A 21,565-nucleotide genomic window follows, 5' to 3' on the forward strand; every position below is an offset into this window, starting at 1 on the left:
AGGAACCCAGATGGGTATCGAGGAAAAACTTCCCGCCGGTGTCCTGCTCACCTCGGTGGAGAAGCTGGTCAACTGGTCGCGCAAGTCCTCGGTCTGGGGCGCCACGTTCGGCCTGGCCTGCTGCGCGATCGAGATGATGGCCGCCGGTGGGCCGCACTACGACATGGGCCGCTGGGGCATGGAGGTCTTCCGGGCCTCGCCCCGCCAGGCCGACCTGATGATCGTCGCGGGCCGGGTCAGCCAGAAGATGGCCCCGGTGCTGCGCCAGATCTACGACCAGATGGCCGAGCCCCGCTGGGTGCTCTCCATGGGCGTCTGCGCCAGCAGCGGCGGCATGTTCAACAACTACGCCATCGTGCAGGGCGTCGACCACGTCGTACCGGTCGACATGTACCTGCCCGGCTGCCCGCCCCGGCCGGAGATGCTCATCGACGCGATCCTCAAGCTGCGCGAGAAGATCGGCCACGAGCCGCTCGGGGCGAACGGTCGCAAGATGCTGGCCGCCCGCGAGGCACGCGGTGACGTGCCGGTGGTGCCGTACGGCTCGATGCCGTCGTCGTACCGCAGCGACAAGGCCCGGCGGGCCGAGTGGACGAAGGCCGTCCGCGAGGGCCGCGAGGAGCAGCTGCGGATCGAGAACTGGATGAAGGCCCAGAACCACCTCCAGCCGTACCGGGGGATCAAGTGACTGACTCCAAGCCGAGCACCGGCGGCGTACCGGTTCCGGTGACGCCGGCCGGGGCGACCAGTGGCGCTCCCGCCGAGCTTCCTCCGTCGGCGCCGGCCGGCCGGGGCATGTTCGGCAACCAGGGCAGCGGTGACGTCTCCGGTTTCGGTGGCCTGGTCCGGCCACAGCGCACCATCGAGGACTCGCCCCGGCCGTACGGTGGCTACTTCGACGAGGTCCGCGACGCGCTGGAGGAGGCGTACCCGGCCTTCGGCGAGGCGATCGAGCACGTGGTGGTCGACCGCGGCGAGCTGACCCTGCACATCCGGCCGGAGCGCATCGCCGAGGTCTGCCAGGTGATGCGGGACGACCCGGCGCTGCGTTTCGAGCTCTGCTCCTCGGTCTCCGGGGTGGACTACCTCGGTGCCGACGCCCGCCGGCTGCACGTGGTCTACCAGCTGACCTCGATGACCTACCGGCGGCGGGTCCGGTTGGAGGTCGCCGTCTCCGTCGAGGAGCCGCACCTGCCGAGCGTCACCGCCGTCTACCCGACGGCCGACTGGCAGGAGCGGGAGGCGTACGACATGTTCGGCGTCATCTTCGACGGTCACCCGGCGCTGACCCGGATCCTCATGCCGGACGACTGGGAGGGTCACCCGCAGCGTAAGGACTACCCCCTCGGCGGTGTGCCCGTGGAGTACAAGGGCGCCGAGATCCCGCCGCCCGACAAGCGGAGGTCGTACCAGTGAGCGCTTCCAACTACGCCACCGAACGCGAGACCACCGAGGGTCGCGTCTTCAACGTCACCGGCGGGGACTGGGACGACGTGGTGTCGGGGGTCGACCCGATCAACGAGGGTCGCATCGTCGTCAACATGGGTCCGCAGCACCCGTCCACGCACGGCGTGCTCCGGCTGGTCCTGGAGCTGGAGGGCGAGACGGTCCGGGAGGCCCGCTCGGTCGTCGGCTACCTGCACACCGGCATCGAGAAGAACCTCGAGTACCGCAACTGGGTCCAGGGTTCGACCTTCGTGACCCGGATGGACTACCTCTCGCCGATCTTCAACGAGACGGCGTACGCGCTCGCGGTGGAGAAGCTGCTCGGCATCACCGACGAGGTGACCGAGCGGGCCAACACCATCCGGGTGCTCATGATGGAGCTGAACCGGATCTCCTCGCACCTGGTCTGGGTGGCCACCACGGCCATGGAGCTCGGCGCGATCAACATGATGCTCTACGGCTTCCGGGAGCGCGAGTACATCCTGGAGATCTTCGAGCTGATCACCGGGCTGCGGATGAACCACGCGTACGTCCGGCCGGGCGGTGTCGCCCAGGACGTGCCGGACGAGGCGATCGTCAAGATCCGCGACTTCCTCAAGCTCCTGCCGAAGCGGCTCAAGGAGTACGAGGACCTGCTCTCCGGTCAGCCGATCTGGCTGGAGCGGACGCGCGAGGTCGCGGTGCTCGACGTGACCGGCTGCGTGGCGCTCGGCGTCACCGGTCCGGTGCTGCGTTCCGCGGGCCTGGCCTGGGACCTGCGCAAGACGATGCCGTACTGCGGCTACGAGACGTACGAGTTCGACGTGCCGACGCACGCCGACGGTGACGTCTGGGGCCGCTACCTGGTCCGGATGGCCGAGATGCGCGAGTCGCTCAAGCTCATTGAGCAGGCGGTCGACCGGCTCAAGCCCGGCCCGGTGATGGTGGCCGACAAGAAGATCGCCTGGCCGGCGCAGCTGGCCATCGGCGTCGACGGCATGGGCAACTCGCTGGAGCATGTCGCCAAGATCATGGGGCAGTCGATGGAGTCCCTGATCCACCACTTCAAGCTGGTGACGGAGGGCTTCCGGGTGCCGCCGGGGCAGGTCTACGTGGCGGTCGAGTCGCCCCGTGGCGAGCTGGGCGTGCACGCGGTCTCCGACGGTGGCACCCGGCCGTACCGGGTGCACTACCGGGAGCCGAGTTTCGTCAACCTCCAGGCCCTGCCGGCGATGGCCGAGGGCGGCCTGATCGCCGACGTGATCGCCGGCGGCGCTTCGCTGGACCCCGTGATGGGAGGTTGTGACCGGTGACTACGGTCTTCACCGACGAGACCCGGGCCCGGGCGCGGGAGATCATCGCCCGCTACCCGGCCGACCGGTCGCGTTCGGCCCTGCTGCCCCTGCTGCACCTGGTGCAGTCCGAGGAGGGCTACGTCTCCCCGGCCGGCGTGGCGTTCTGCGCCGAGGTCCTCGGCCTGAACAAGGCCCAGGTCGGCGCGGTCGCCAGCTTCTACACCATGTACAAGCGCCGGCCCACCGGCGACTACCTGGTCAGCGTCTGCACGAACACGATGTGCAACGTGCTCGGTGGCCAGGAGGTCTACGACACCCTCGCCGAGCACCTGGGCGTCGGGCACGACGAGACCACCGAGGACGGCAAGATCACGCTGGAGCACGCCGAGTGCCTGGCGGCCTGCGACTACGGCCCGGTGATGACCGTCAACTACGACTTCTTCGACGGAGTCGACCCGCAGGGTGCGGTGGGCCTGGTCGACGAGCTTCGGGCCGGCAACCGGCCCACGCCGAGCCGGGGCGCCCGCCTCTGCACCCTCAAGGAGATGTCGGTCCAGCTCGCCGGGTTCGCCGACGAGCGCGAGGGCGCGGTCGCCGACGGCGTGCCGGGTGAGCCTTCGCTGCGCGGCCTGCGGCTGGCGCAGCAGCACGGCGTGTCGGCGCCGGGCTTCGACCCGAACACCCCGATCCGCAGCAGCAAGGCCGGTGACAAGCCGGCCCCGGCCACCCCGCCGAAGGCGGCACCGACCGGGACCACCGCACCCGACGTGGCGGCTCCCGACCGCAAGTCGCCGCAGCTGCGTACGGCCGAGACCCGCCAGCCGGACGCGAAGACCGCCGTGCCGGACGCTCCCGGTACGAAGGTCCCGACCGACGGTGCGGCACCCGGGCCGCGGGACGCCCAGGCGGCGGAGGCGGCCGGTGTGGCGGCCAACAAGCCGGCCAGCGACGCCAAGCCCGCCGGCGACGACGCCGAGGCGCAGGAGCGCAACCTCAGTGAAGCGGAGTCCACCGGCCGTGGCTCCGCGAACGACAAGGGGGGTCAGAAGTGACCACGCCTCGGCCGGAGACCCTGGCCAAGCTGACGCCGGTGCTGACCAAGCGCTGGCTGTCGCCCGACGCCTGGCAGATCGGCACCTACGAGAAGCTCGACGGCTACGCGGCGCTGCGCAAGGCGCTCAAGGCCCACCCGGACGACCTGATCCAGCTGGTCAAGGACTCCGGGCTGCGGGGCCGCGGCGGCGCGGGCTTCCCGACCGGCCTCAAGTGGGGCTTCATCCCGCAGGGTGACGGCAAGCCGCACTACCTCGTGGTGAACGCCGACGAGGGCGAGCCGGGGACCTGCAAGGACCTGCCGCTGATGACGCACGACCCGCACTCGCTGGTCGAGGGCGTGATCATCGCGTCGTACGCGATCCGGGCCAACCGGGCCTACATCTACATCCGGGGCGAGGCGGTGCACGCCGCGCGGCGGCTGCGCAACGCCGTCGAAGAGGCGAAGGCCAAGGGCTACCTGGGGAAGAACATCCTGGGCAGCGGCTTCGACCTGGAGCTGGTGGTGCACTCCGGCGCCGGGGCGTACATCTGCGGCGAGGAGACGGCGCTGCTGGACTCGCTGGAGGGCTTCCGCGGCCAGCCTCGGCTGCGTCCGCCTTTCCCGGCCACCCACGGCCTGTACGCCAGCCCCACCGTGGTCAACAACGTCGGCACCATCGCCAGCGTGCCGTACATCGTGCTCGGTGGCGCGGACTGGTGGAAGTCCATGGGCACGGAGAAGTCCGCCGGCCCGATGATCTACTCGCTCTCCGGGCGGATCGCCAACCCCGGCCAGTACGAGTGCGGCCTCGGCATCACCCTGCGCGAGCTGATCGAGCTGGCCGGCGGGATGCAGCCGGGGCACAACCTGCGGTTCTGGACCCCGGGTGGCTCGTCGACCCCGCTGCTCACCGCCGAGCACCTGGACGTGCCGCTGGACTTCGAGGGTGTCGCGGCGGCCGGGTCGATCCTCGGCACCACCGCCACCCAGATCTTCTCCGACCAGGACTGCCCGGTCTACGCGACCTACCGGTGGCTGGAGTTCTACCACCACGAGTCGTGCGGTAAGTGCACCCCGTGCCGGGAGGGCAACTACTGGATGGTGCGGGTCTACCGCCGCATCCTGGCCGGTCAGGGCACCCACGACGACCTGGACACCCTGCTCGACACCTGCGACAACATCCTCGGTCGCTCGTTCTGTGGCCTGGGTGACGGTGCCACCAGCTCGGTGACCTCGTCCCTGAAGTACTTCAAGCAGGACTACCTCGACTACATCGAGGGCCGGACTGCGCCGAAGTTGTCCGACAAGCAGTTGGTGGGAGCCCACTAATGACGGACGTAGCGAAGTCGACCGAGACGGTCACCCTCACCATCGACGGTGTCGAGGTCACCGCCCCCAAGGGTGCGCTGCTGATCCGGGTGGCCGAGCAGATCGGCACCGAGATCCCCCGGTTCTGCGACCACCCGCTGCTGGCCCCCGCCGGCGCCTGCCGGCAGTGCCTGGTGGAGGTGGAGGGGCAGCGCAAGCCCGTCGCCTCCTGCACCCAGACGGTGGCCGAGGGCATGGTGGTTCGTACCCAGCTCACCTCCCCGGTCGCCAAGAAGGCGCAGGAGGGGGTCATGGAGCTGCTGCTGCTCAACCACCCGCTCGACTGCCCGATGTGCGACAAGGGTGGCGAGTGCCCGCTGCAGAACCAGGCCATGTCGACCGGGCGCACCGACTCCCGGTTCCACGAGCACAAGCGGGAGTACCCGAAGCCGCTGCCGATCAGCACCCAGGTGCTGCTCGACCGCGAGCGGTGCGTGCTCTGCCAGCGTTGCACCCGGTTCTCCGAGGAGATCGCCGGCGACAAGTTCATCGACCTGATGAACCGCTCCTCCGCCGAGGAGATCAACATCTACCGGGACGAGGCGTACGGTGAGGAGGGCGACGAGGGGGACGTCCCGTTCAACTCGTACTTCTCCGGCAACACCGTGCAGATCTGCCCGGTCGGTGCGCTGACCGGCACCCAGTACCGCTTCCGCGCCCGCCCGTTCGACCTGGTCTCCACCCCCAGCGTCTGCGAGCACTGCTCGGCCGGCTGCGCCCAGCGCACCGACTGGCGGCGCGGCAAGGTGCTGCGCCGGCTGGCCGGCGACGACCCGCAGGTCAACGAGGAGTGGAACTGCGACAAGGGCCGCTGGGGCTTCCAGTACGCCCGGGCCACCGACCGGCTCACCACCCCGCTGGTCCGCGACCAGAGCACCGGTGAGCTGCGGGAGGCTTCCTGGAGCGAGGCGCTGCGCGTCGCCGCCGAGGGGCTGCGGGCCGCCCGTGACGGTGGCCAGGGTTCGGCGGTGCTCACCGGCGGCCGGCTGACCGTCGAGGACGCTTACGCGTACGCGAAGTTCGCCCGGGTCGCGCTGCACACCAACGACATCGACTTCCGGGCCCGGCCGGTCTCCCGCGAGGAGGCCGACTTCCTGGCCAGCACGGTCGCCGGCAGCACCGACGTCACCTACGCCGACGTCGAGAAGGCCCCGGCCGTGGTGCTTGTCGGCCTGGAGCCGGAGGAGGAGTGCCCGATCCTCTTCCTGCGCCTGCGCAAGGCGTACCTGAAGAACAAGCTCAAGGTGTACGCGATCGCCCCGTTCGCGACCCGCGGCCTGGAGAAGCTCGGTGCCAAGCTGGCCCGGGTGGTGCCGGGCGAGGAGGCCGGGGTGCTCGCCGAGCACGCGACGGTCGCCGAGGCGCTCAGCGCCGAGGGCGCGATCCTGATCGTCGGCGAGCGACTCGCCAGCGTGCCGGGTGGGCTCTCCGCCGCCGCCGAGGTGGCCGCGCGTACCGGCGCGAAGCTGGCCTGGGTGCCGCGGCGCGCGGGTGACCGTGGCGCGGTGGACACCGGCTGCCTGCCCAACCTGCTGCCCGGCGGGCGTCTGGTCACCGAGCCGGCCGCCCGTGCCGAGCTGGGTGAGGCCTGGGACATCCCGGCCGGGGTGATCCCGAGCCAGGCCGGTCGGGACACCGACGGCATCCTCGCCGCCGCCGCGGCGGGTCAGCTCGGTGCCCTGGTGGTGGCCGGCGTCGACCCGGCCGACCTGGCCGACCCGCGGCTGGCCGAACAGGCCCTGGACGCGGTGCCGTTCCTGGTCAGCCTGGAGCTGCGGGCCACTGCGGTGACCCGCCGGGCGGACGTCGTCCTGCCGGTCGCGCCGGTGGTCGAGAAGGCCGGCAGCTTCCTGGACTGGGAGGGCCGGCTGCGTCCGTTCGACGCGGTGCTGACCACCGCCGCGATGACCGACGGTCGGGTGCTCGACGCGCTCGCCGCGCAGCTGGACGTGCGGTTGGGCACCGGGGACGTGCTGAGCGTCCGCCGCGAGCTTGGTGGACTGCCGCAGACCAGGACGACCCGGCCCGGCGCCCCGTCGGTCACGCCGACCGCGGTGCCGCAGCCGGGTGCCGGCGAGGCGGTCCTGTCGACCTGGCACCAGCTGATCGACCTGGGCAGTCTCACCGACGGTGACGAGCACCTGGGTGGCACCGCCCGTCCGCCGGTGGTCCGGCTGGGCAAGGGCACCGCCGAGGCGCTCGGTGTCGCCGACGGCGACCCGGTGACGGTGGGCACCGACCGGGGGGCGTTGACCCTCCCGGTGGCGATCACCGAGATGCCGGACGGGGTGGTCTGGCTGCCCACCAACTCGCCCGGTGCGACCGTGCGGCGCAGCCTGGGCGCGACCTCCGGCGCAGTGGTGCGGATTTCCGCGCCCGGCACGGCCGAGTCGGTCGCCGCCGACGCGGCCGGCCGTCCGGGCCCGCTCCTCAACTCCTCCGGGGGTGTCGCATGAACCCGCTCGCTCAGCCACCGTCGCTTACCGACTTCGGCCACGATCCGTGGTGGCTGATCCTCGGCAAGGTCGTCTTTGCCTTCGTCGTCGCGCTGCTCGGCACGCTGCTCGGTGTCTGGTTCGAGCGACGGGTCGTGGGGCGGATGGCGGTGCGGCCCGGCCCGAACCAGCTGGGCCCCTTCGGTCTGCTCCAGACCCTCGCCGACGGCCTGAAGATGGCCTTCAAGGAGGACATCCTCCCGAAGGCCGCCGACAAGGTCATCTACTTCATCGCCCCGGCCATCTCGATGATCTGCGCGGTCACCATGCTGTCGGTGATCCCGTTCGGCCCGATGGTGAGCATCTTCGGCCACCAGACGCCGTTGCAGGTCACCGACGTGTCGGTGTCGGTGCTGGTGGTGCTGGCTCTGTCCTCGATGGCGGTGTACGGCATCGTGCTCGCCGGTTGGGCCTCCGGTTCGACCTACCCGCTGCTCGGTGGTCTGCGTTCCACCGCCCAGCTGATCTCGTACGAGGTGTCGCTGGGCCTGTCCATCGTGGCGGTCTTCATGCTCGCCGGCACGATGTCCACAAGCGAGATCGTGGCCGCACAGGGGCAGGGCGTCACGCTCAACCTGTTCGGCGCCGAGCTTCCCGGCCCGGGCTGGTTCGCACTGCTGCTCTTCCCGAGCTTCGTGGTCTTCCTCATCTCCATCGTCGGCGAGACCAACCGGCCGCCCTTCGACATGCCCGAGGCGGAGTCGGAGCTGGTGGCGGGCTTCATGACCGAGTACAGCTCGCTGAAGTTCGCGCTGATCATGCTCAGCGAGTACGTCGCGATGGTGGCCATGTCGGCGTTCACCGTGACGCTCTTCCTCGGCGGCTGGTACGCGCCGTGGCCGATCAGTATCTGGTCGGGTGCGAACTCCGGTTGGTGGCCGCTGCTCTGGTTCTTCGCCAAGGTCATCCTGCTGGTCTTCGTCTTCGTCTGGCTGCGTGGCACGCTGCCTCGGCTGCGCTACGACCAGCTCATGCGCCTCGGCTGGAAGGTACTCATCCCGGTCAGCCTGGTCTGGATCGTCTTCCTGGCCACCTGGCTCAAGGTGCAGGACTGGGAGCGCAACGACCGGCTTGTGGTGTTCGGCATCCTCGGCGGTATCGCACTGATCGCCGCGCTGTTCTGGCCGAACCGCAAGCCGGAGCAGAAGCCGACCGTCGCCGAGCAGGTCGAGAACCGGCCGCAGGGCAGCTTCCCGCTGCCCCCGATGGACCTGCAGGTACCACCGAGCCCGCGCACCCGGCGCATGGTCGCCGAGCGGGAGCCGGCCAACGCCCCCGCCGGCCAGGACTCTGAGGAGGTGTGACGTGGGCGCGATCACCGGAACGTTCAAGGGCTTCGGGGTCACCTTCTCGCACATGTTCAAGAAGGTCGTCACCACCGACTACCCGTTCACCCCGCCGACGCCGGCCCCCCGCTACCACGGGCGGCACATCCTCAACCGGCACCCGGACGGGCTGGAGAAGTGCATCGGCTGTGAGCTGTGCGCCTGGGCCTGCCCGGCGGACGCGATCTACGTCGAGGGTGGCGACAACACCGACGAGCAGCGGTTCTCGCCGGGTGAGCGGTACGCCAGCGTCTACCAGATCAACTACGCGCGGTGCATCTTCTGCGGACTGTGCATCGAGGCCTGCCCGACCCGCTCGCTGACCATGAGCAACGAGTACGAGCTGGCCCGGGACAACCGGCAGGACCTGATCTTCACCAAGGAGCAGCTGCTCGCGCCCCTGCTGGAAGGGATGGAGCAGCCGCCGCACCCGATGCGCCTGGGTGAGAGCGAGAAGGACTACTACGTCGGCAGCCTGACCAACCCGGGTACCTCGGCCGGGGCCGAGCGTTCGCCGATGGGACCGGGCCGCTACCAGGTGGACGAGCACCCGGGCGTCACGTTCCCCGGTGCCGAGCAGGCCGCCCAGCGAGCCGCGGCGGAAAAGGGAGAGACGGCATGACCACGTCGACGGTGCTCGCCGCCGCGGGGGCGGTCTCCGGCGGGGAGGCGGTGACCTTCTGGATCCTCGCCCCGCTCGCATTGGCCGGCGCGATCGGCATGATCGCGGCGCGTAACGCGGTGCACTCGGCGCTCTGGCTGGTGCTGACCATGCTCAGCCTGGGCGTGTTCTACGTGCTCCAGGCGGGGCCGTTCATCGGCATGGTGCAGATCATCGTCTACACCGGCGCGATCATGATGCTCTTCCTGTTCGTGCTGATGCTTGTCGGCCGGGACGCCTCCGACTCGCTGATCGAGGTACTGCGCGGTCAGCGGATCGCCGCGATCGGGCTCGGCGTCGGCTTCGCCGCCCTGCTCGGCAGCGGCGCCTACCGGGCCACTCAGGGTACCGAGGCGGTCGGCCTGGAGCAGGCCAACGCCGGCGGCAACGTGCAGAGCATCGCCCGGCTGCTCTTCACCGACTACATCTTCGCGTTCGAGCTCACCGCGGCGCTGCTGATCACCGCCACCATCGGCGGCATGATCCTGGCGCACGTCGAGCGGCGCAAGGAGGACCGGCGCGACCAGGTGGCCACCATGAAGGCGCGCTTCGCGCCCGGCAACTACCCCGGCCCGAAGCCCGGCCCGGGTGTCTTCGCGACCTCCTCGTCGGTCGCCACCCCGGCCCGCCTGCCGGACGGGCGACTCAGCGACCGGAGCACGCCGGACATCCTGCCGGTCCGCGAACTGACCGCCGAGGAGACCACCCTGAAGGGCACTGAGAAATGAGTGACTTCTTCTCGGTCGAGCCGAACTACTACCTCGTCCTCGCCGCGGTGCTGTTCACCATCGGCGCGGCCGGGGTGCTGGTCCGGCGCAACGCGATCGTGCTGTTCATGTGTGTCGAGCTGATGCTCAACGCGGCCAACCTGGCGTTGGTCACCTTCAGCCGGATGAACGGTGACCTCAACGGCCAGATCATGGCGTTCTTCGTGATGGTGGTGGCGGCGGCCGAGGTCGTGGTCGGGTTGGCCATCATCATGGCGATCTTCCGCACCCGGCGCTCCGCCAGCGTCGACGACGCCAACCTGCTGAAGTACTAGAGGGGCCCACCGGTGGACGAAATTCTGACGTACGCCCAGGCTGCTCCGGCCGAGACGGTCTCGTACGCGACGGCCGACGGCCTGCTGAGCAGCGTCTGGCTGCTGGTGGCGATCCCGCTGCTCAGCGCGGCGGTGCTGCTGCTGCTCGGGCGACGGGCCGACCGTTGGGGACACTGGCTCGGCGTCGCCGCCATCGGCGCGGCGTTCGTGCTCGGGTTGAGCTACTTCCTCGGTCTGCGCGGCCTGGAGAACAAGTCGGTCGAGCTGAGCCTCTGGGACTTCATCGCGGTCGGCGGCCTGCACGTCGACTTCGGCCTGCTCTTCGACCCGCTGGCCGGGGTCTTCGTCCTGCTGATCACCGGCGTGGGTTTCCTGATCCACCTGTACGCGGTCGAGTACATGGCGCACGACCCGGGCCGGCGGCGGTTCTTCGCCTACTTCAACCTGTTCGTCGCGGCCATGCTGCTGCTGGTTCTCGGCAACAACTACGTGATGCTGTACTTCGGCTGGGAGGGCGTCGGTCTGGCGTCGTACCTGCTGATCTCCTTCTGGTACACCAAGCCGGCTGCGGCTACCGCCGGTAAGAAGGCGTTCCTGATGAACCGGGTCGGTGACGCCGGTCTGGCCATCGCCATCTTCATCATGTTCGCCACGCTCGGCACCACCCAGTACGACGAGGTCTTCAACGGCGTCGGCGCGCTGGCCGGTGGCACCGTGCTGGTGCTGGGCCTGCTCCTGCTGCTCGGTGCGGCCGGTAAGTCCGGTCAGTTCCCGCTGCAGGCGTGGTTGCCGGACGCGATGGAGGGCCCGACCCCGGTGTCGGCGCTCATCCACGCCGCGACGATGGTCACCGCGGGCGTCTACCTGATCGCCCGGTCCAACATCATCTTCTCGGCCAACACCACCCTGCAACTGGTGGTGGTGAGCGTCGGTGCGCTGACCCTGGTGATGGGCGCGATCATCGGCTGCGCCAAGGACGACATCAAGCGGGTGCTGGCCTGGTCGACGGTGAGCCAGATCGGCTACATGTTCCTCGGTGTCGGCCTGGGTGGTGCGGCGTACGCGCTGGCCATCGTGCACCTGCTGGCGCACGGCTTCTTCAAGGCCAACATGTTCCTCGGTGCCGGCTCGGTCATGCACGGCATGAAGGACCAGGTGGACATCCGCCGCTTCGGTGGCCTCTCCAAGTACATGAAGATCACCTGGTTGACCTTCGGTGCGGGCTGGCTGGCCATCATCGGCATGTTCCCGTTCTCCGGGTACTTCTCCAAGGAACCGATCATCGCCGCCGCGTTCGAGCGGGAGGGCTGGACCGCCTGGCTGTTCGGTGGGGCCGCGGTACTCGGTGCCGCGCTGACCGCCTTCTACATGACCCGGCTGTTCGTGCTCACCTTCCACGGGCCGAAGCGGTGGACCACGGACATCGAGCACCCGCATGAGTCCCCGCCGCTGATGACCATCCCGCTGATCCTGCTCGGCATCGGCTCCCTCGGCGCCGGTTGGCTGCTGGCCACCTCGGTTCCGGACTGGCTGACCGCCACCGCCGGGCTGAGCGCGGGTGAGGCGCACCACGACGCGGTGCTGCCGCACTGGGCGATCGTCGCGCTGTCGCTGGGCGTCACCGTGCTCGGTGCCCTGCTCGGCTGGTTCCTGTTCCGGGGCGGTACGGCCATCGAGCCGCAGCCGGCCGGGGTGCTGGTCACCGCCGCTCGCAAGAACCTCTACACCGACACGGTCAACGAGGCGGTCTTCGAGAAGCCGGGCATCTTCCTCACCCGGGCGCTGGTCTACCTGGACAACCGGGGGATCGACGGGCTGGTCAACGGTCTGGCTGCCGGCGTCGGGGGCGGTTCGAGTCGCCTGCGGCGGATGCAGACCGGCTTCGTCCGGTCGTACGCCACCTCGATCCTGACCGGCGCGCTGCTGGTGGTGGCCGCCTTCCTGGCCGTGCAGGCGGGGTGGTTCGCGTGATCCACCTTCCGGGGTCGGGAAACCGCGCGGCTTTCCCGACACTCTCCCAGGCGGCCGTCGCCGGCGGACCGCGCTTCGACGACGGAGGTAAGGCCGCATAATGTCCGACTTCCCGTTCCTCTCGGTGCTCACCGTGGCGCCGCTGGTCGGCGCAGTGGTGGTCGCCCTCCTGCCGCGTAGCCGGCCGACGCTGGCCAAGCAGGTCGCGCTCGGCTGGTCCCTGCTGGTGCTGGCGCTGTCGATCGTCATGTGGGTGACCTGGCAGGTCGACGGCCAGCGCTTCCAGTTCCGCGAGTCGTACCCGTGGATTCCCAACTGGGGCGTCAACTTCACCTTCGCCGCCGACGGCATCGCGCTTGTCATGCTGATGCTGATCGCGGTGCTGGTGCCGCTGGTGATCCTGGCCTCCTGGCACGACGCCGAATCCTCGAAGCGGTCGGTACCGGCCTACTTCGCGCTGCTGCTCGTCCTCGAATGCACGATGCTCGGTGTCTTCGCCGCCGCCGACGTCTTCCTGTTCTACGTGTTCTTCGAGGTCATGCTGGTGCCGATGTACTTCCTGATCGGCAGCTACGGCGGCCACCAGCGGCAGTACGCGGCGGTCAAGTTCTTCCTGTACTCCCTGGTCGGCGGTCTGTTCATGCTGGCCGCGGTGATCGGCCTCTGGGTGGTCGGCGGCAAGACCTTCGACTGGGTGGCGCTGTCCGAGGTGGACATCTCCACCGGTGCGGAGCGCTGGCTGTTCCTCGGCTTCTTCATCGCCTTCGCGATCAAGGCACCGTTCTTCCCGTTCCACACCTGGCTGCCGGACGCCGGTGGCGCGGCGCCGGCCGGTGCCGCCGCACTGCTCGTCGGCGTGCTGGACAAGGTGGGCACCTTCGGCATCCTGCGCTACTGCCTGCCGCTGTTCCCGGACGCGGCGCAGTGGTTCGCGCCCTGGGCGCTGGCCATCGCGGTGATCGGCATCATCTACGCCGCGCTGCTGGCGGTCGGACAGAACGACCTGAAGCGACTGGTGTCGTACACCTCGATCGCACACTTCGGCTTCATCGGCGTCGGCATCTTCGCCTTCACCACCCAGGCCGGTACGGGTGCGGTGCTCTACATGGTCAACCACGGGCTCGCCACCGGCCTGCTCTTCCTGGTGGTCGGCATGCTGGTCGCCCGCCGGGGCTCGGCCCTGATCAGCGACTTCGGTGGTGCCGGCAAGCTGGTTCCGGTGCTGGCCGGGGTGCTCTTCTTCGCCGGTCTCGCCTCGCTGGCGCTGCCCGGCACCGCGCCGTTCGTTTCCGAGTTCCTGGTGCTGATCGGCACGTTCACGGTGAACAAGCCGGTGGCGGTGATCGCCACGCTCGGCATCATTCTGGCCGCCGCGTACGTGCTCTGGATGGTGCAGCGCACCACGCAGGGCACACTCAACCCGGCGCTGACCGAGATCGACGGGATGAAGCGGGACCTGAACCTCCGCGAGAAGTTCGTGGTCGCGCCGCTGATCGCGCTGATCGTGCTGCTCGGGTTCTACCCCAAGCCGGTCACGGACGTGATCAACCCCGCCATCCAGGCGACGATGGAGGACGTCGGCCGGACCGACCCGGCTCCGACCGTGCAGGAGGCCGCCCGGTGAGCGCGAGGAGTGAGCTTGCGAGCCCCGCAGTCGCGAACGAAAGGCTGGTCTGGTGAACGAGTTTGAACTGCCGCCGATCGACTACGCGGCACTCGCGCCGATCCTGATCATGATGGGCGCGGCGGTGGTCGGGGTGCTGATCGAGGCGTTCGTGCCTCGCCGCCTGCGGCACCCCATCCAGCTGCCGCTGGCGCTGCTGGCGGTGCTCGCCGCGCTGACCATGGTGGTGTTCAACGCCGACAAGCGGCTGATCACCATCGGGGTGATCGCCATCGACGGTCCGACGCTGTTCCTCCAGGGCGGGATCCTGGTCCTGTCGGCGGTGGCGCTGCTGATGATCGGTGAGCGGGCGATCGAGCGCGGTGGCGCGTTCGTCGCCCAGGCCGCCATCACCGCCGACTCGCCGGACGACCGGCGGCAGGCGCAGCACGCCGGCGGTGCCGGCGAGGTGTACCCGCTTGTCACCTTCGCCATCGGCGGCATGCTGATCTTCGTCTCGGCGAACGACCTGCTGACCATGTTCATCGCGCTTGAGGTCTTCTCGCTGCCGCTCTACCTGCTCTGTGCGCTGGCCCGCCGCCGCCGCATCCTGAGCCAGGAAGCGGCGATGAAGTACTTCCTGCTCGGCGCGTACGCCTCGGCCTTCTTCCTGTTCGGTCTGGCCCTGCTGTACGGCTTCACCGCCGGCCTGGGCGACCGCCCGGCCGGGGTCGACTTCGCCACCATCCACGCGGCGGTGGCCAACTCGACGCAGAGCCCGGTGCTGCTCTTCGCCGGTATGGCGCTGGTGGCGATCGGTCTGCTGTTCAAGGCCGCTGCGGCACCGTTTCACGTCTGGACCCCGGACGTGTACCAGGGCGCGCCGACGCCGGTGACCGGCTTCATGGCGGCCTGCACGAAGGTGGCCGCGTTCGGTGCCCTGCTGCGGGTGTTCCACGTCGCCTTCGAGGGTGCGCGTTGGGACTTCACCCCGGTGCTCGGCGTGGTGGCGGTGCTCACCATGCTGGTCGGCGCGGTGTTCGCGGTGACCCAGACCGACATCAAGCGGCTGCTGGCCTACTCGTCCATCGCCAACGCCGGGTACCTGCTGGTCGGCGTGTTGGCGCCGGGCGCGAACGGGCTGTCGGGGACCATGTTCTACCTGGTCGCGTACGGTTTCGCGGTGCTTGCCGCGTTCGCGGTGGTGACTCTGGTCCGGGACGCCGACGGGGAGGCCACCCACCTGTCCCGCTGGGCAGGGCTGGGCCGGCGTTCCCCGCTGTACGCGTCGGTGTTCACCTTCATCCTGCTGGCCTTTGCCGGCATCCCGCTGACCAGCGGCTTCACCAGCAAGTTCGCGGTGTTCGGGCCGGCCCTGGAGGGTGGGCAGGTCTGGCTGGTGATCGCCGGTGTGCTGACCAGCATGGTGCTGGCCTTCCCGTACCTGCGGGTCGTGGTGATGATGTGGCTGTCCGAGCCGGGTGAGTCGACTCCGACGGTCACCGTGCCCGGTGGGTTGACCTCGGCGGCCCTGGTGATCGGCGTGATCGCCACCCTGGTGCTCGGCGTCGCGCCGGGCCCGCTGCTGGATCTGGCCTCCGGCGCCGCCGAGTTCGTGCGGTAGCTGCGGACCCTGCTGACGAGGGCCGGCCCACTGTGGGCCGGCCCTCGCCGCGTATCCCCGGTCCGGTGCAGGTAGAGGCCGTGTGGCATGGTGGAGCTGTGGCGATCAGGGGTGGCGAGGGTTCAGGTGTCACCGGCTCCGGTGCCCGCCGGAACCGGCTTGGCGCAGGTCAGTTCGGCGCGCTCGGCCTTCATCTCGCCGACTCTCGCACGGAGGAGTCCGTGCTGGGTCTGCTGGAGGCGGTAGAGGCGGAACTGCGGGACACCGTCGCCAGCGCCGACCCGTTCGTGACCGAGGCGGCCCGCCACCTGGCGGACGCCGGTGGGAAGCGTTTCCGACCGCTGCTGGTGGCGTTGGGCGCGCAGTTCGGCGACCCGAGCCGGGCGGAGATCGTGTCGGCCGCCGTGGTGGTGGAGCTCACCCACCTCGCGACGCTCTACCACGACGACGTGATGGACGAGGCGCCGGTGCGCCGGGGTGCCCCGAGTGCCAATTCCCGCTGGACCAACTCGGTGGCGATCCTGGTCGGCGACTACCTCTTCGCGCGGGCCGCGGACGTCGCGGCCGAGCTGGGCCCCGAGGCGGTACGCCTCCAGGCACGCACCTTCGCCCGGCTGGTGCACGGTCAGATCGCCGAGACCGTCGGGCCTCGGGCCGGCGACGACCCGGTGACGCACTACCTGCGGGTGATCGCGGAGAAGACCGGTTCGTTGATCGCCACCAGCGCGCACTTTGGTGGCCTGTTCTCCGGGGCCACGCCGGAGCACGTGGCGGCGCTGGCCGGCTACGGCGAGACCATCGGGGTGGCGTTCCAGCTCTCGGATGACCTGCTCGACATCGCCAGCGAGTCCACGGAGTCGGGCAAGACGCCCGGCACCGACCTGCGGGAGGGTGTGCCGACGTTGCCGGTGCTCTACGCCCTGGCGGCGGACGACACCGACGCCGCCTCGGTGCGGCTGCGGGAGATCCTGGCCACCGGCGCGTTGACCGACGACGTGCTGCACGCCGAGGCGCTCGGTCTGCTCCGCGAGTCCGCGGCGCTCAAGCGCGCCCGGGAGACCGTCCGCAGCTACGCCGAGGATGCACGCGCCCAACTGGCGCCGCTGCCGCAGATTCCGGCCCGGCGGGCCCTCGAATCGCTCTGCGACCACATCGCCGACCGCACCAGCTGACCCGCCGTCGATCCTCCGGCACCTCTCAGGCCGGGCGGGTGGCCACCGGGTGGCGCTGGGCGGACAGCAGACGGGTGGCGGTGAGCATCAGCGCGGCGGCGGCGAGCATGGCGACGGCTGCGGTGAGCCACATCGTCGGGTAGCCGGCTGCGGCGGCGAGCGGGCCGAGGGTCAGCGGACCGAGGGCACCGCCGGCGTACACCCCGGTCTGGGTGATCGAGGTGGCGGCCCCCGGCGCCTGCGGATGCAGCTGGACCACGGCGAAGTTCATCAGCCCCGGCCAGGACCAGCCCAGGGCGAAGCCGAGCAGTACGCCGACCACCAGCGGGGCGGAGCCGGCCATCGCGAGCAGGGCCAGCCCGATCGCCCCGACGACGAGATTGCCGGCGATGATCGTGACGTGCCCGCCGGAGCGGCGGTCGGCCAGCCAGCCGAGACCGACCCGGGCCGTGACGCAGGCCGCGCTGCCGAGGGTCAGGGTCAGCCCGGCCAGCGCCGGTTCGAGTCCCCGGTCGACGGCGGCGTCCACCACGAAGGTGCCAAGCGCGCCCGCCGCCCCGGCGGCGAGCGTTGCGGCGATGCCGACCACCACCAGCGGAAACGTCCCGCGCCCGGCACCACGGACCGAGCGGCGTGCGGGTTGCGCCGGCTGCGCCGGTACGGCCGGCAGGGTGGCCAGCGCGGCCCCGGCGGCGGCCACGAACGCCCAGCGCCACCCGACGGTGAGGGCGAAGGTGGGCACCGCGGCCCCGGCCAGCAGGGTGGAGACCGGAATGGCGGCCTGCTTGATGCCGAACGACAGGCCCTGCCGCCGTGCCGGTACGTGCCGGGCGAGCAGCACGTTGCTGGACAGTTGGCCGAGCGCGTTCGCGGTGCCGGACACTGCGAGCAGGGCGAGCAGCACCGGGTACGACCGGGCCAGCACCGCCACCGCGAGCAGGCAGGAGGCGGAGACGAGGATGCCGGCGCGGGCCACCACGGCACCGCCCCAACGCTCCACCAGAGCCCCGGACGGTACGGAGGCGAGCGCGCCCACCCCGAAGTAGACCGCGACGACCAGTCCGAGCCCGGCGGGTGAGAAGTGCAGGTCCTCCCGCATCTGCACGGCGAGACCGCCGACCAGGAAGACCGGCAGGACGCAGGCGATGGTCACCACGACGGCCACCGCGCTGGCTCGGACCGGCCTGGTGGTGGCCGTGGTGTCGGGAAGAGGAGCAGTGTCGGGCATGGTGAGATCAACCTATTCGAGCGCCGACGCGGCGACACAAAGTGCAACCGAGATCACTTCACGTGTGCCGATTACCTGCGTCATCCATCCGATCAGGGATTTCGCCTCGGGCCGCTTTTTCATATGGTGTAAGTCCCTGGTGGCGGAGGTGGTTGTGCGTGACCCCCTGGCGGAGCCTTCGGACCTGATCCGGAGCGTGTCCCGCGCACTGCGAGTGCTCGAGTCGGTCGGTCGTGCCCCACGCGGGCTGACGGTGAAACAGATCGCCCGACGCTGCGAGCTGACCGTGGCCACCACATACCACCTGGTGCGGACCCTCGCGTACGAGGGCTACGTGATCCGTCGGGAGGACGGGACGTACATCGTGGGCCTGGAGGTGGCCGACCGCTATCGCGAGCTGGTCGCCGCGTTCCGGGGTTCGCCGGCGGTCGGGGAGACACTGCGCCGGGTCGCCCTGGAGACCGGCTGGAGTCACTACCTCGGCCGGTTCGTCGGCGGGCAGGTGGCCATCACCGCCGTCGCGGAGGGCCACCGATCGCCCTATCTGGAGGATCTCGTGCCGGGGTTCGACGAGGGCGCACACGCGACAGCTCTCGGCAAGGCCCTGCTCGCCACGCTCACCGCCGAACAACGCCACCGCTACCTGCGCGAGTACGGCATGCGGCCGTTCACCAGCACCACGCTGAGCACCCCTGAGGCGTTCGAGGCCGACCTGGCTGCCGGGGAGCGCCGTGGCATGCAACTGGAGCTGGGGCAGTTCCGCCAGGGGGTGGCGTGCGCGGCGGTGCTGATCAGCCCGGACAAGGACATGGAGCGCCGGACCGTGCTGGCCTGCGCGCTGCCGGCCAGCGAGATGATGACCTCCGCCCGGGTGGTCCGGACGAAGCTGCTCACCGCCGCCCGCGCGATCGCCGACAGCCTCGCCACCGACAACTGACCGCTACAGCCCGACGGCCCCCGTCCTGGTGGGACGAGGGCCGTGGGAGCGGCCGGCGCGGATGCCGGGGCGGGGTCAGCTACCGACCGGTCCGCCGTCCAGCCGCCAGGTGACCACCACGCCCGGCTTGGCGTAGTCGCCGTCCGGCCAGGTGGAGGCCGGGTTGTCGACCGTGGCACCGGTGATCTCACCCGGGTGCTGCACGGCCACGAAGAGGGAGCGGTTGTCGCCGGTGACGAACGGCCCGCAGGTCTCCGCGCCACGCGGCACGGTGAGGAACTGCTTCAGGTGGCCGCGTTCCGGGCCCTCGGTGGCGGTGGCGAAGAGGCCGTCGTTGCTGCCCAGCGCGTTGCCGTCGGTGGAGATCCAGAGGTTGCCGGTGGCATCGAAGGCCACGTTGTCCGGGCAGGAGATCGGGGAGACCCTGGTCTTGTCGTACCCGGCGAAGTAGGTCGACGGGTCCGCCGGATCGCCGCAGACGATCGGCAGTGACCAGGTGAACGTCTCGGCGGTGTGATCCGTCCGGTCCTCGACCAGCTCCAGGATCTGGCCGTGCCGGTTGGCGGTACGCGGGTTGGCCTCGTCCGGTTTCGGGTTGCTGCCGACACCACGGTTGGTGTTGTTGGTCAGCGCGACGTACACCTTGCCGGTGTGCAGGCTCGGCTCGACGTCCTCCGGACGGTCCATCTTGGTCGCACCGACCTGGTCTCCGGCGAGCCGGGTGAAGGTGAGCACCTCGGCGGCGCTCATGCCGTCCACGTACGACCGGTTGCCGCTGACCAGCTTGATCCAGCGGCCACCGCCGTTGAACGCGCCGTCGCTGGGCAGCGTGCCGGAGCCGTCGATCTCGGCGGCGCTGGTCTGGCCGAGTTGGGCGACGTAGAGGGTGCCCGACTCCAGCAGGGTCAGGTTGTGCTTGCGGGCGACCCAGGAGTCACCCGTCATGAACTTCTTGTCGGAGACGAACTTGTAGAGGTAGTCGAAGCGCTCGTCGTCGCCCATGTAGACGACCACGTGACCACTGCGAGCCACGATGACGTTGGCACCCTCGTGCTTGAACCGGCCCAGCGCGGTGTGCTTGCGGGGACGGCTGTCCGGGTCGTACGGGTCGATCTCCACGATCCAGCCGTGCCGGTTGGCCTCGTTGGGGTGCTTGGCCAGGTCGAAGCGGTCGGCGACGCGTTCCCACCGACGGCTGCCGCTGCGGTAGCGGGCGGTGGTGGTGATGCCGTAGCGCGCCAGCCGGGGCTTGTCGGCCGCCGGCGCGGCGTCACCGCCGACGAAGTACTGGTCGAAGTTCTCCTCGCCGGAGAGCACGGTGCCCCACGGGGTCACCCCACCGGCGCAGTTGTTGAGCGTGCCGACCACCCGGCGGCCCTTCGGGTCGGCGGCGGTCTTCACCAGCGACGAGCCGGCGACCGGGCCGGTCAGCTCCAAGGTGCTGCTCAACGCGTCGACCCGCCGGTTGTACGGGCGGCGGCCCGAACCGGCCACCCGCCACTGACCGGTGCCGGCGACCCGCTCGATCTCCACCACCGACATGCCGTGCGCCGCCATCGCCACCTTGACCTGCTCGACGGTGAGCGCCTCATGGCTGGTGAAGCCGGGGAACATCAGCTCCTCGTTCGTGTACTCGTGGTTGACCACGAGCAGCGCCCGCTTGCCGCCCTTGTCCAGCGGCAGCACGCCGACGAAGTCGTTGTTGTAGCCGAACTGCCTGGCCTGCGCGGCGGCGGTCTGCCTGCGCAGGTCGAAGGCGGGGGCACCGGGCACCACCGGGTCGCCCCAGCGGATCAGCACCGCGTGGTCGTAGCCGTTGGGCACCACGAAGGTGTCCAGGGTGTTCGGGGGGATCGGCTTGAAGGTCAGCGCGCCGGTGCCGATGCCCTTGCCGCCGGTGGGGGTGGTCGGGGGCCGTGCCGGCGAGTTGGTTGCCGCCGAGGCAGCGGCGGGGGTGTCGGGCAGCGTACCGGTGAAGCCGAGCACCATCGCGCCGACCGCGCCGGCGCGGACGACACCGCGACGGGAGACCTCCGCGTGCACGAGATCGCCGAAGTACGGGTTGTCGGAGGTGTTGGGTACGGGGTGGTCGCAGGCGTTGGCGCAGCGGTACAGACAGGTCATGGCGTCACGGCTGCCGTGGCGGGTGGTGCCCAGTAGCGGCAGCGGCCGGGGACGGTCGCTCATGAGGGGGAGCCTCCTGGGGTCGGTGCGCACCGGCGCAACCCACCGGCGCGTACCCGCCGGACGCTAGGGGCGCCCGGTGAGCGCGGGTCGGCCACTGTCTGAACCGGCGATGAAATCCGCGCCGGAGGGCAGGTTTGAGCTGGGGCTGAACTGTTGGGGGTGACCGCACGTATCAACCCTCGTAACGCCGAGCCCG

General features: G+C 70.2%; 17 protein-coding genes. 15 read left to right on the plus strand and 2 right to left on the minus strand.

The features are described 5' to 3' along the window. The first annotated feature begins 10 nt into the window (after positions 1-10). The 14 genes from VAB18032_RS01610 (at position 11) to VAB18032_RS01675 (ending at position 17,017) form a co-directional block, all read left to right on the plus strand. Positions 11-688: a NuoB/complex I 20 kDa subunit family protein gene (locus VAB18032_RS01610; RefSeq protein ID WP_013731019.1), complete on the plus strand. Its 678-nt coding sequence runs from the start codon at positions 11-13 to the stop codon at positions 686-688. After that, on the plus strand, positions 685-1,416 hold the full coding sequence (locus VAB18032_RS01615; RefSeq protein ID WP_013731020.1) for an NADH-quinone oxidoreductase subunit C: 732 nt from the start codon (positions 685-687) through the stop codon (positions 1,414-1,416). Before VAB18032_RS01610 ends, VAB18032_RS01615 begins: the two co-directional genes overlap by 4 nt. Next, on the plus strand, positions 1,413-2,738 hold the full coding sequence (locus VAB18032_RS01620; protein WP_013731021.1) for an NADH-quinone oxidoreductase subunit D: 1,326 nt from the start codon (positions 1,413-1,415) through the stop codon (positions 2,736-2,738). Before VAB18032_RS01615 ends, VAB18032_RS01620 begins: the two co-directional genes overlap by 4 nt. Then, the gene (gene nuoE, locus VAB18032_RS01625; RefSeq protein WP_013731022.1) at positions 2,735-3,772 is read left to right on the plus strand and encodes an NADH-quinone oxidoreductase subunit NuoE; all 1,038 of its coding nucleotides are present in this window, start codon (positions 2,735-2,737) and stop codon (positions 3,770-3,772) included. The genes VAB18032_RS01620 and nuoE overlap by 4 nt, the downstream gene beginning before the upstream one ends. Beyond that, entirely contained in the window at positions 3,769-5,085 is a 1,317-nt protein-coding gene (gene nuoF / locus VAB18032_RS01630; protein ID WP_013731023.1) for an NADH-quinone oxidoreductase subunit NuoF, read from the plus strand. Before nuoE ends, nuoF begins: the two co-directional genes overlap by 4 nt. Further along, positions 5,085-7,580, plus strand: coding sequence for an NADH-quinone oxidoreductase subunit G (locus tag VAB18032_RS01635; protein ID WP_013731024.1), 2,496 nt, complete (start codon positions 5,085-5,087; stop codon positions 7,578-7,580). The genes nuoF and VAB18032_RS01635 overlap by 1 nt, the downstream gene beginning before the upstream one ends. Next, positions 7,577-8,923 carry an NADH-quinone oxidoreductase subunit NuoH gene (gene nuoH, locus VAB18032_RS01640; protein WP_013731025.1) on the plus strand — a complete coding sequence of 449 codons (1,347 nt, stop codon included), beginning with the start codon at positions 7,577-7,579 and terminating at the stop codon, positions 8,921-8,923. Before VAB18032_RS01635 ends, nuoH begins: the two co-directional genes overlap by 4 nt. Position 8,924: 1 nt before the next feature. Further along, the gene (gene nuoI / locus VAB18032_RS01645; protein WP_013731026.1) at positions 8,925-9,566 is read left to right on the plus strand and encodes an NADH-quinone oxidoreductase subunit NuoI; all 642 of its coding nucleotides are present in this window, start codon (positions 8,925-8,927) and stop codon (positions 9,564-9,566) included. Further along, positions 9,563-10,333, plus strand: coding sequence for an NADH-quinone oxidoreductase subunit J (locus VAB18032_RS01650; RefSeq protein WP_013731027.1), 771 nt, complete (start codon positions 9,563-9,565; stop codon positions 10,331-10,333). Before nuoI ends, VAB18032_RS01650 begins: the two co-directional genes overlap by 4 nt. Further along, on the plus strand, positions 10,330-10,647 hold the full coding sequence (nuoK, locus tag VAB18032_RS01655; protein ID WP_013731028.1) for an NADH-quinone oxidoreductase subunit NuoK: 318 nt from the start codon (positions 10,330-10,332) through the stop codon (positions 10,645-10,647). Before VAB18032_RS01650 ends, nuoK begins: the two co-directional genes overlap by 4 nt. 12 nt (positions 10,648-10,659) lie before the next feature. Continuing rightward, on the plus strand, positions 10,660-12,618 hold the full coding sequence (gene nuoL / locus VAB18032_RS01660; RefSeq protein WP_013731029.1) for an NADH-quinone oxidoreductase subunit L: 1,959 nt from the start codon (positions 10,660-10,662) through the stop codon (positions 12,616-12,618). A 100-nt stretch (positions 12,619-12,718) separates the two neighbouring features. Further along, positions 12,719-14,242: an NADH-quinone oxidoreductase subunit M gene (locus tag VAB18032_RS01665; protein ID WP_013731030.1), complete on the plus strand. Its 1,524-nt coding sequence runs from the start codon at positions 12,719-12,721 to the stop codon at positions 14,240-14,242. Between the two features lie 52 nt (positions 14,243-14,294). Next, positions 14,295-15,845: an NADH-quinone oxidoreductase subunit NuoN gene (gene nuoN / locus VAB18032_RS01670; protein WP_013731031.1), complete on the plus strand. Its 1,551-nt coding sequence runs from the start codon at positions 14,295-14,297 to the stop codon at positions 15,843-15,845. A gap of 104 nt (positions 15,846-15,949) precedes the next feature. After that, positions 15,950-17,017 carry a polyprenyl synthetase family protein gene (locus tag VAB18032_RS01675; RefSeq protein WP_050814680.1) on the plus strand — a complete coding sequence of 356 codons (1,068 nt, stop codon included), beginning with the start codon at positions 15,950-15,952 and terminating at the stop codon, positions 17,015-17,017. A 25-nt stretch (positions 17,018-17,042) separates the two neighbouring features. Here the strand turns inward: VAB18032_RS01675 and VAB18032_RS01680 are convergent, their stop codons facing one another. Then, complete coding sequence (locus VAB18032_RS01680) at positions 17,043-18,245, minus strand: MFS transporter (protein WP_013731033.1); 1,203 nt, start codon at positions 18,243-18,245, stop codon at positions 17,043-17,045. A 154-nt stretch (positions 18,246-18,399) separates the two neighbouring features. Between VAB18032_RS01680 and VAB18032_RS01685 the strand changes: the two genes are divergently transcribed. After that, complete coding sequence (locus tag VAB18032_RS01685; protein ID WP_013731034.1) at positions 18,400-19,182, plus strand: IclR family transcriptional regulator; 783 nt, start codon at positions 18,400-18,402, stop codon at positions 19,180-19,182. A gap of 75 nt (positions 19,183-19,257) precedes the next feature. Here the strand turns inward: VAB18032_RS01685 and VAB18032_RS01690 are convergent, their stop codons facing one another. Beyond that, positions 19,258-21,369 (minus strand): PhoX family protein, encoded by a 2,112-nt coding sequence (locus tag VAB18032_RS01690; protein WP_013731035.1) that lies wholly within the window; start codon positions 21,367-21,369, stop codon positions 19,258-19,260. Positions 21,370-21,565 lie beyond the last annotated feature (196 nt).

This window comes from Micromonospora maris AB-18-032, assembly GCF_000204155.1.
GTDB lineage: Bacteria > Actinomycetota > Actinomycetes > Mycobacteriales > Micromonosporaceae > Micromonospora > Micromonospora gifhornensis.

Bases quoted from the DNA above. Each gene is read 5' to 3' on its own strand.
- nuoH (WP_013731025.1), top strand. From the start codon at position 7,577: ATGAACCCGCTCGCTCAGCCACCGTCGCTTACCGACTTCGGCCACGAT.
- VAB18032_RS01680 (WP_013731033.1), bottom strand. From the start codon at position 18,245: ATGCCCGACACTGCTCCTCTTCCCGACACCACGGCCACCACCAGGCCG.
- VAB18032_RS01665 (WP_013731030.1), top strand. From the start codon at position 12,719: ATGTCCGACTTCCCGTTCCTCTCGGTGCTCACCGTGGCGCCGCTGGTC.
- VAB18032_RS01610 (WP_013731019.1), top strand. From the start codon at position 11: ATGGGTATCGAGGAAAAACTTCCCGCCGGTGTCCTGCTCACCTCGGTG.
- VAB18032_RS01650 (WP_013731027.1), top strand. From the start codon at position 9,563: ATGACCACGTCGACGGTGCTCGCCGCCGCGGGGGCGGTCTCCGGCGGG.
- VAB18032_RS01635 (WP_013731024.1), top strand. From the start codon at position 5,085: ATGACGGACGTAGCGAAGTCGACCGAGACGGTCACCCTCACCATCGAC.
- nuoK (WP_013731028.1), top strand. From the start codon at position 10,330: ATGAGTGACTTCTTCTCGGTCGAGCCGAACTACTACCTCGTCCTCGCC.
- VAB18032_RS01690 (WP_013731035.1), bottom strand. From the start codon at position 21,369: ATGAGCGACCGTCCCCGGCCGCTGCCGCTACTGGGCACCACCCGCCAC.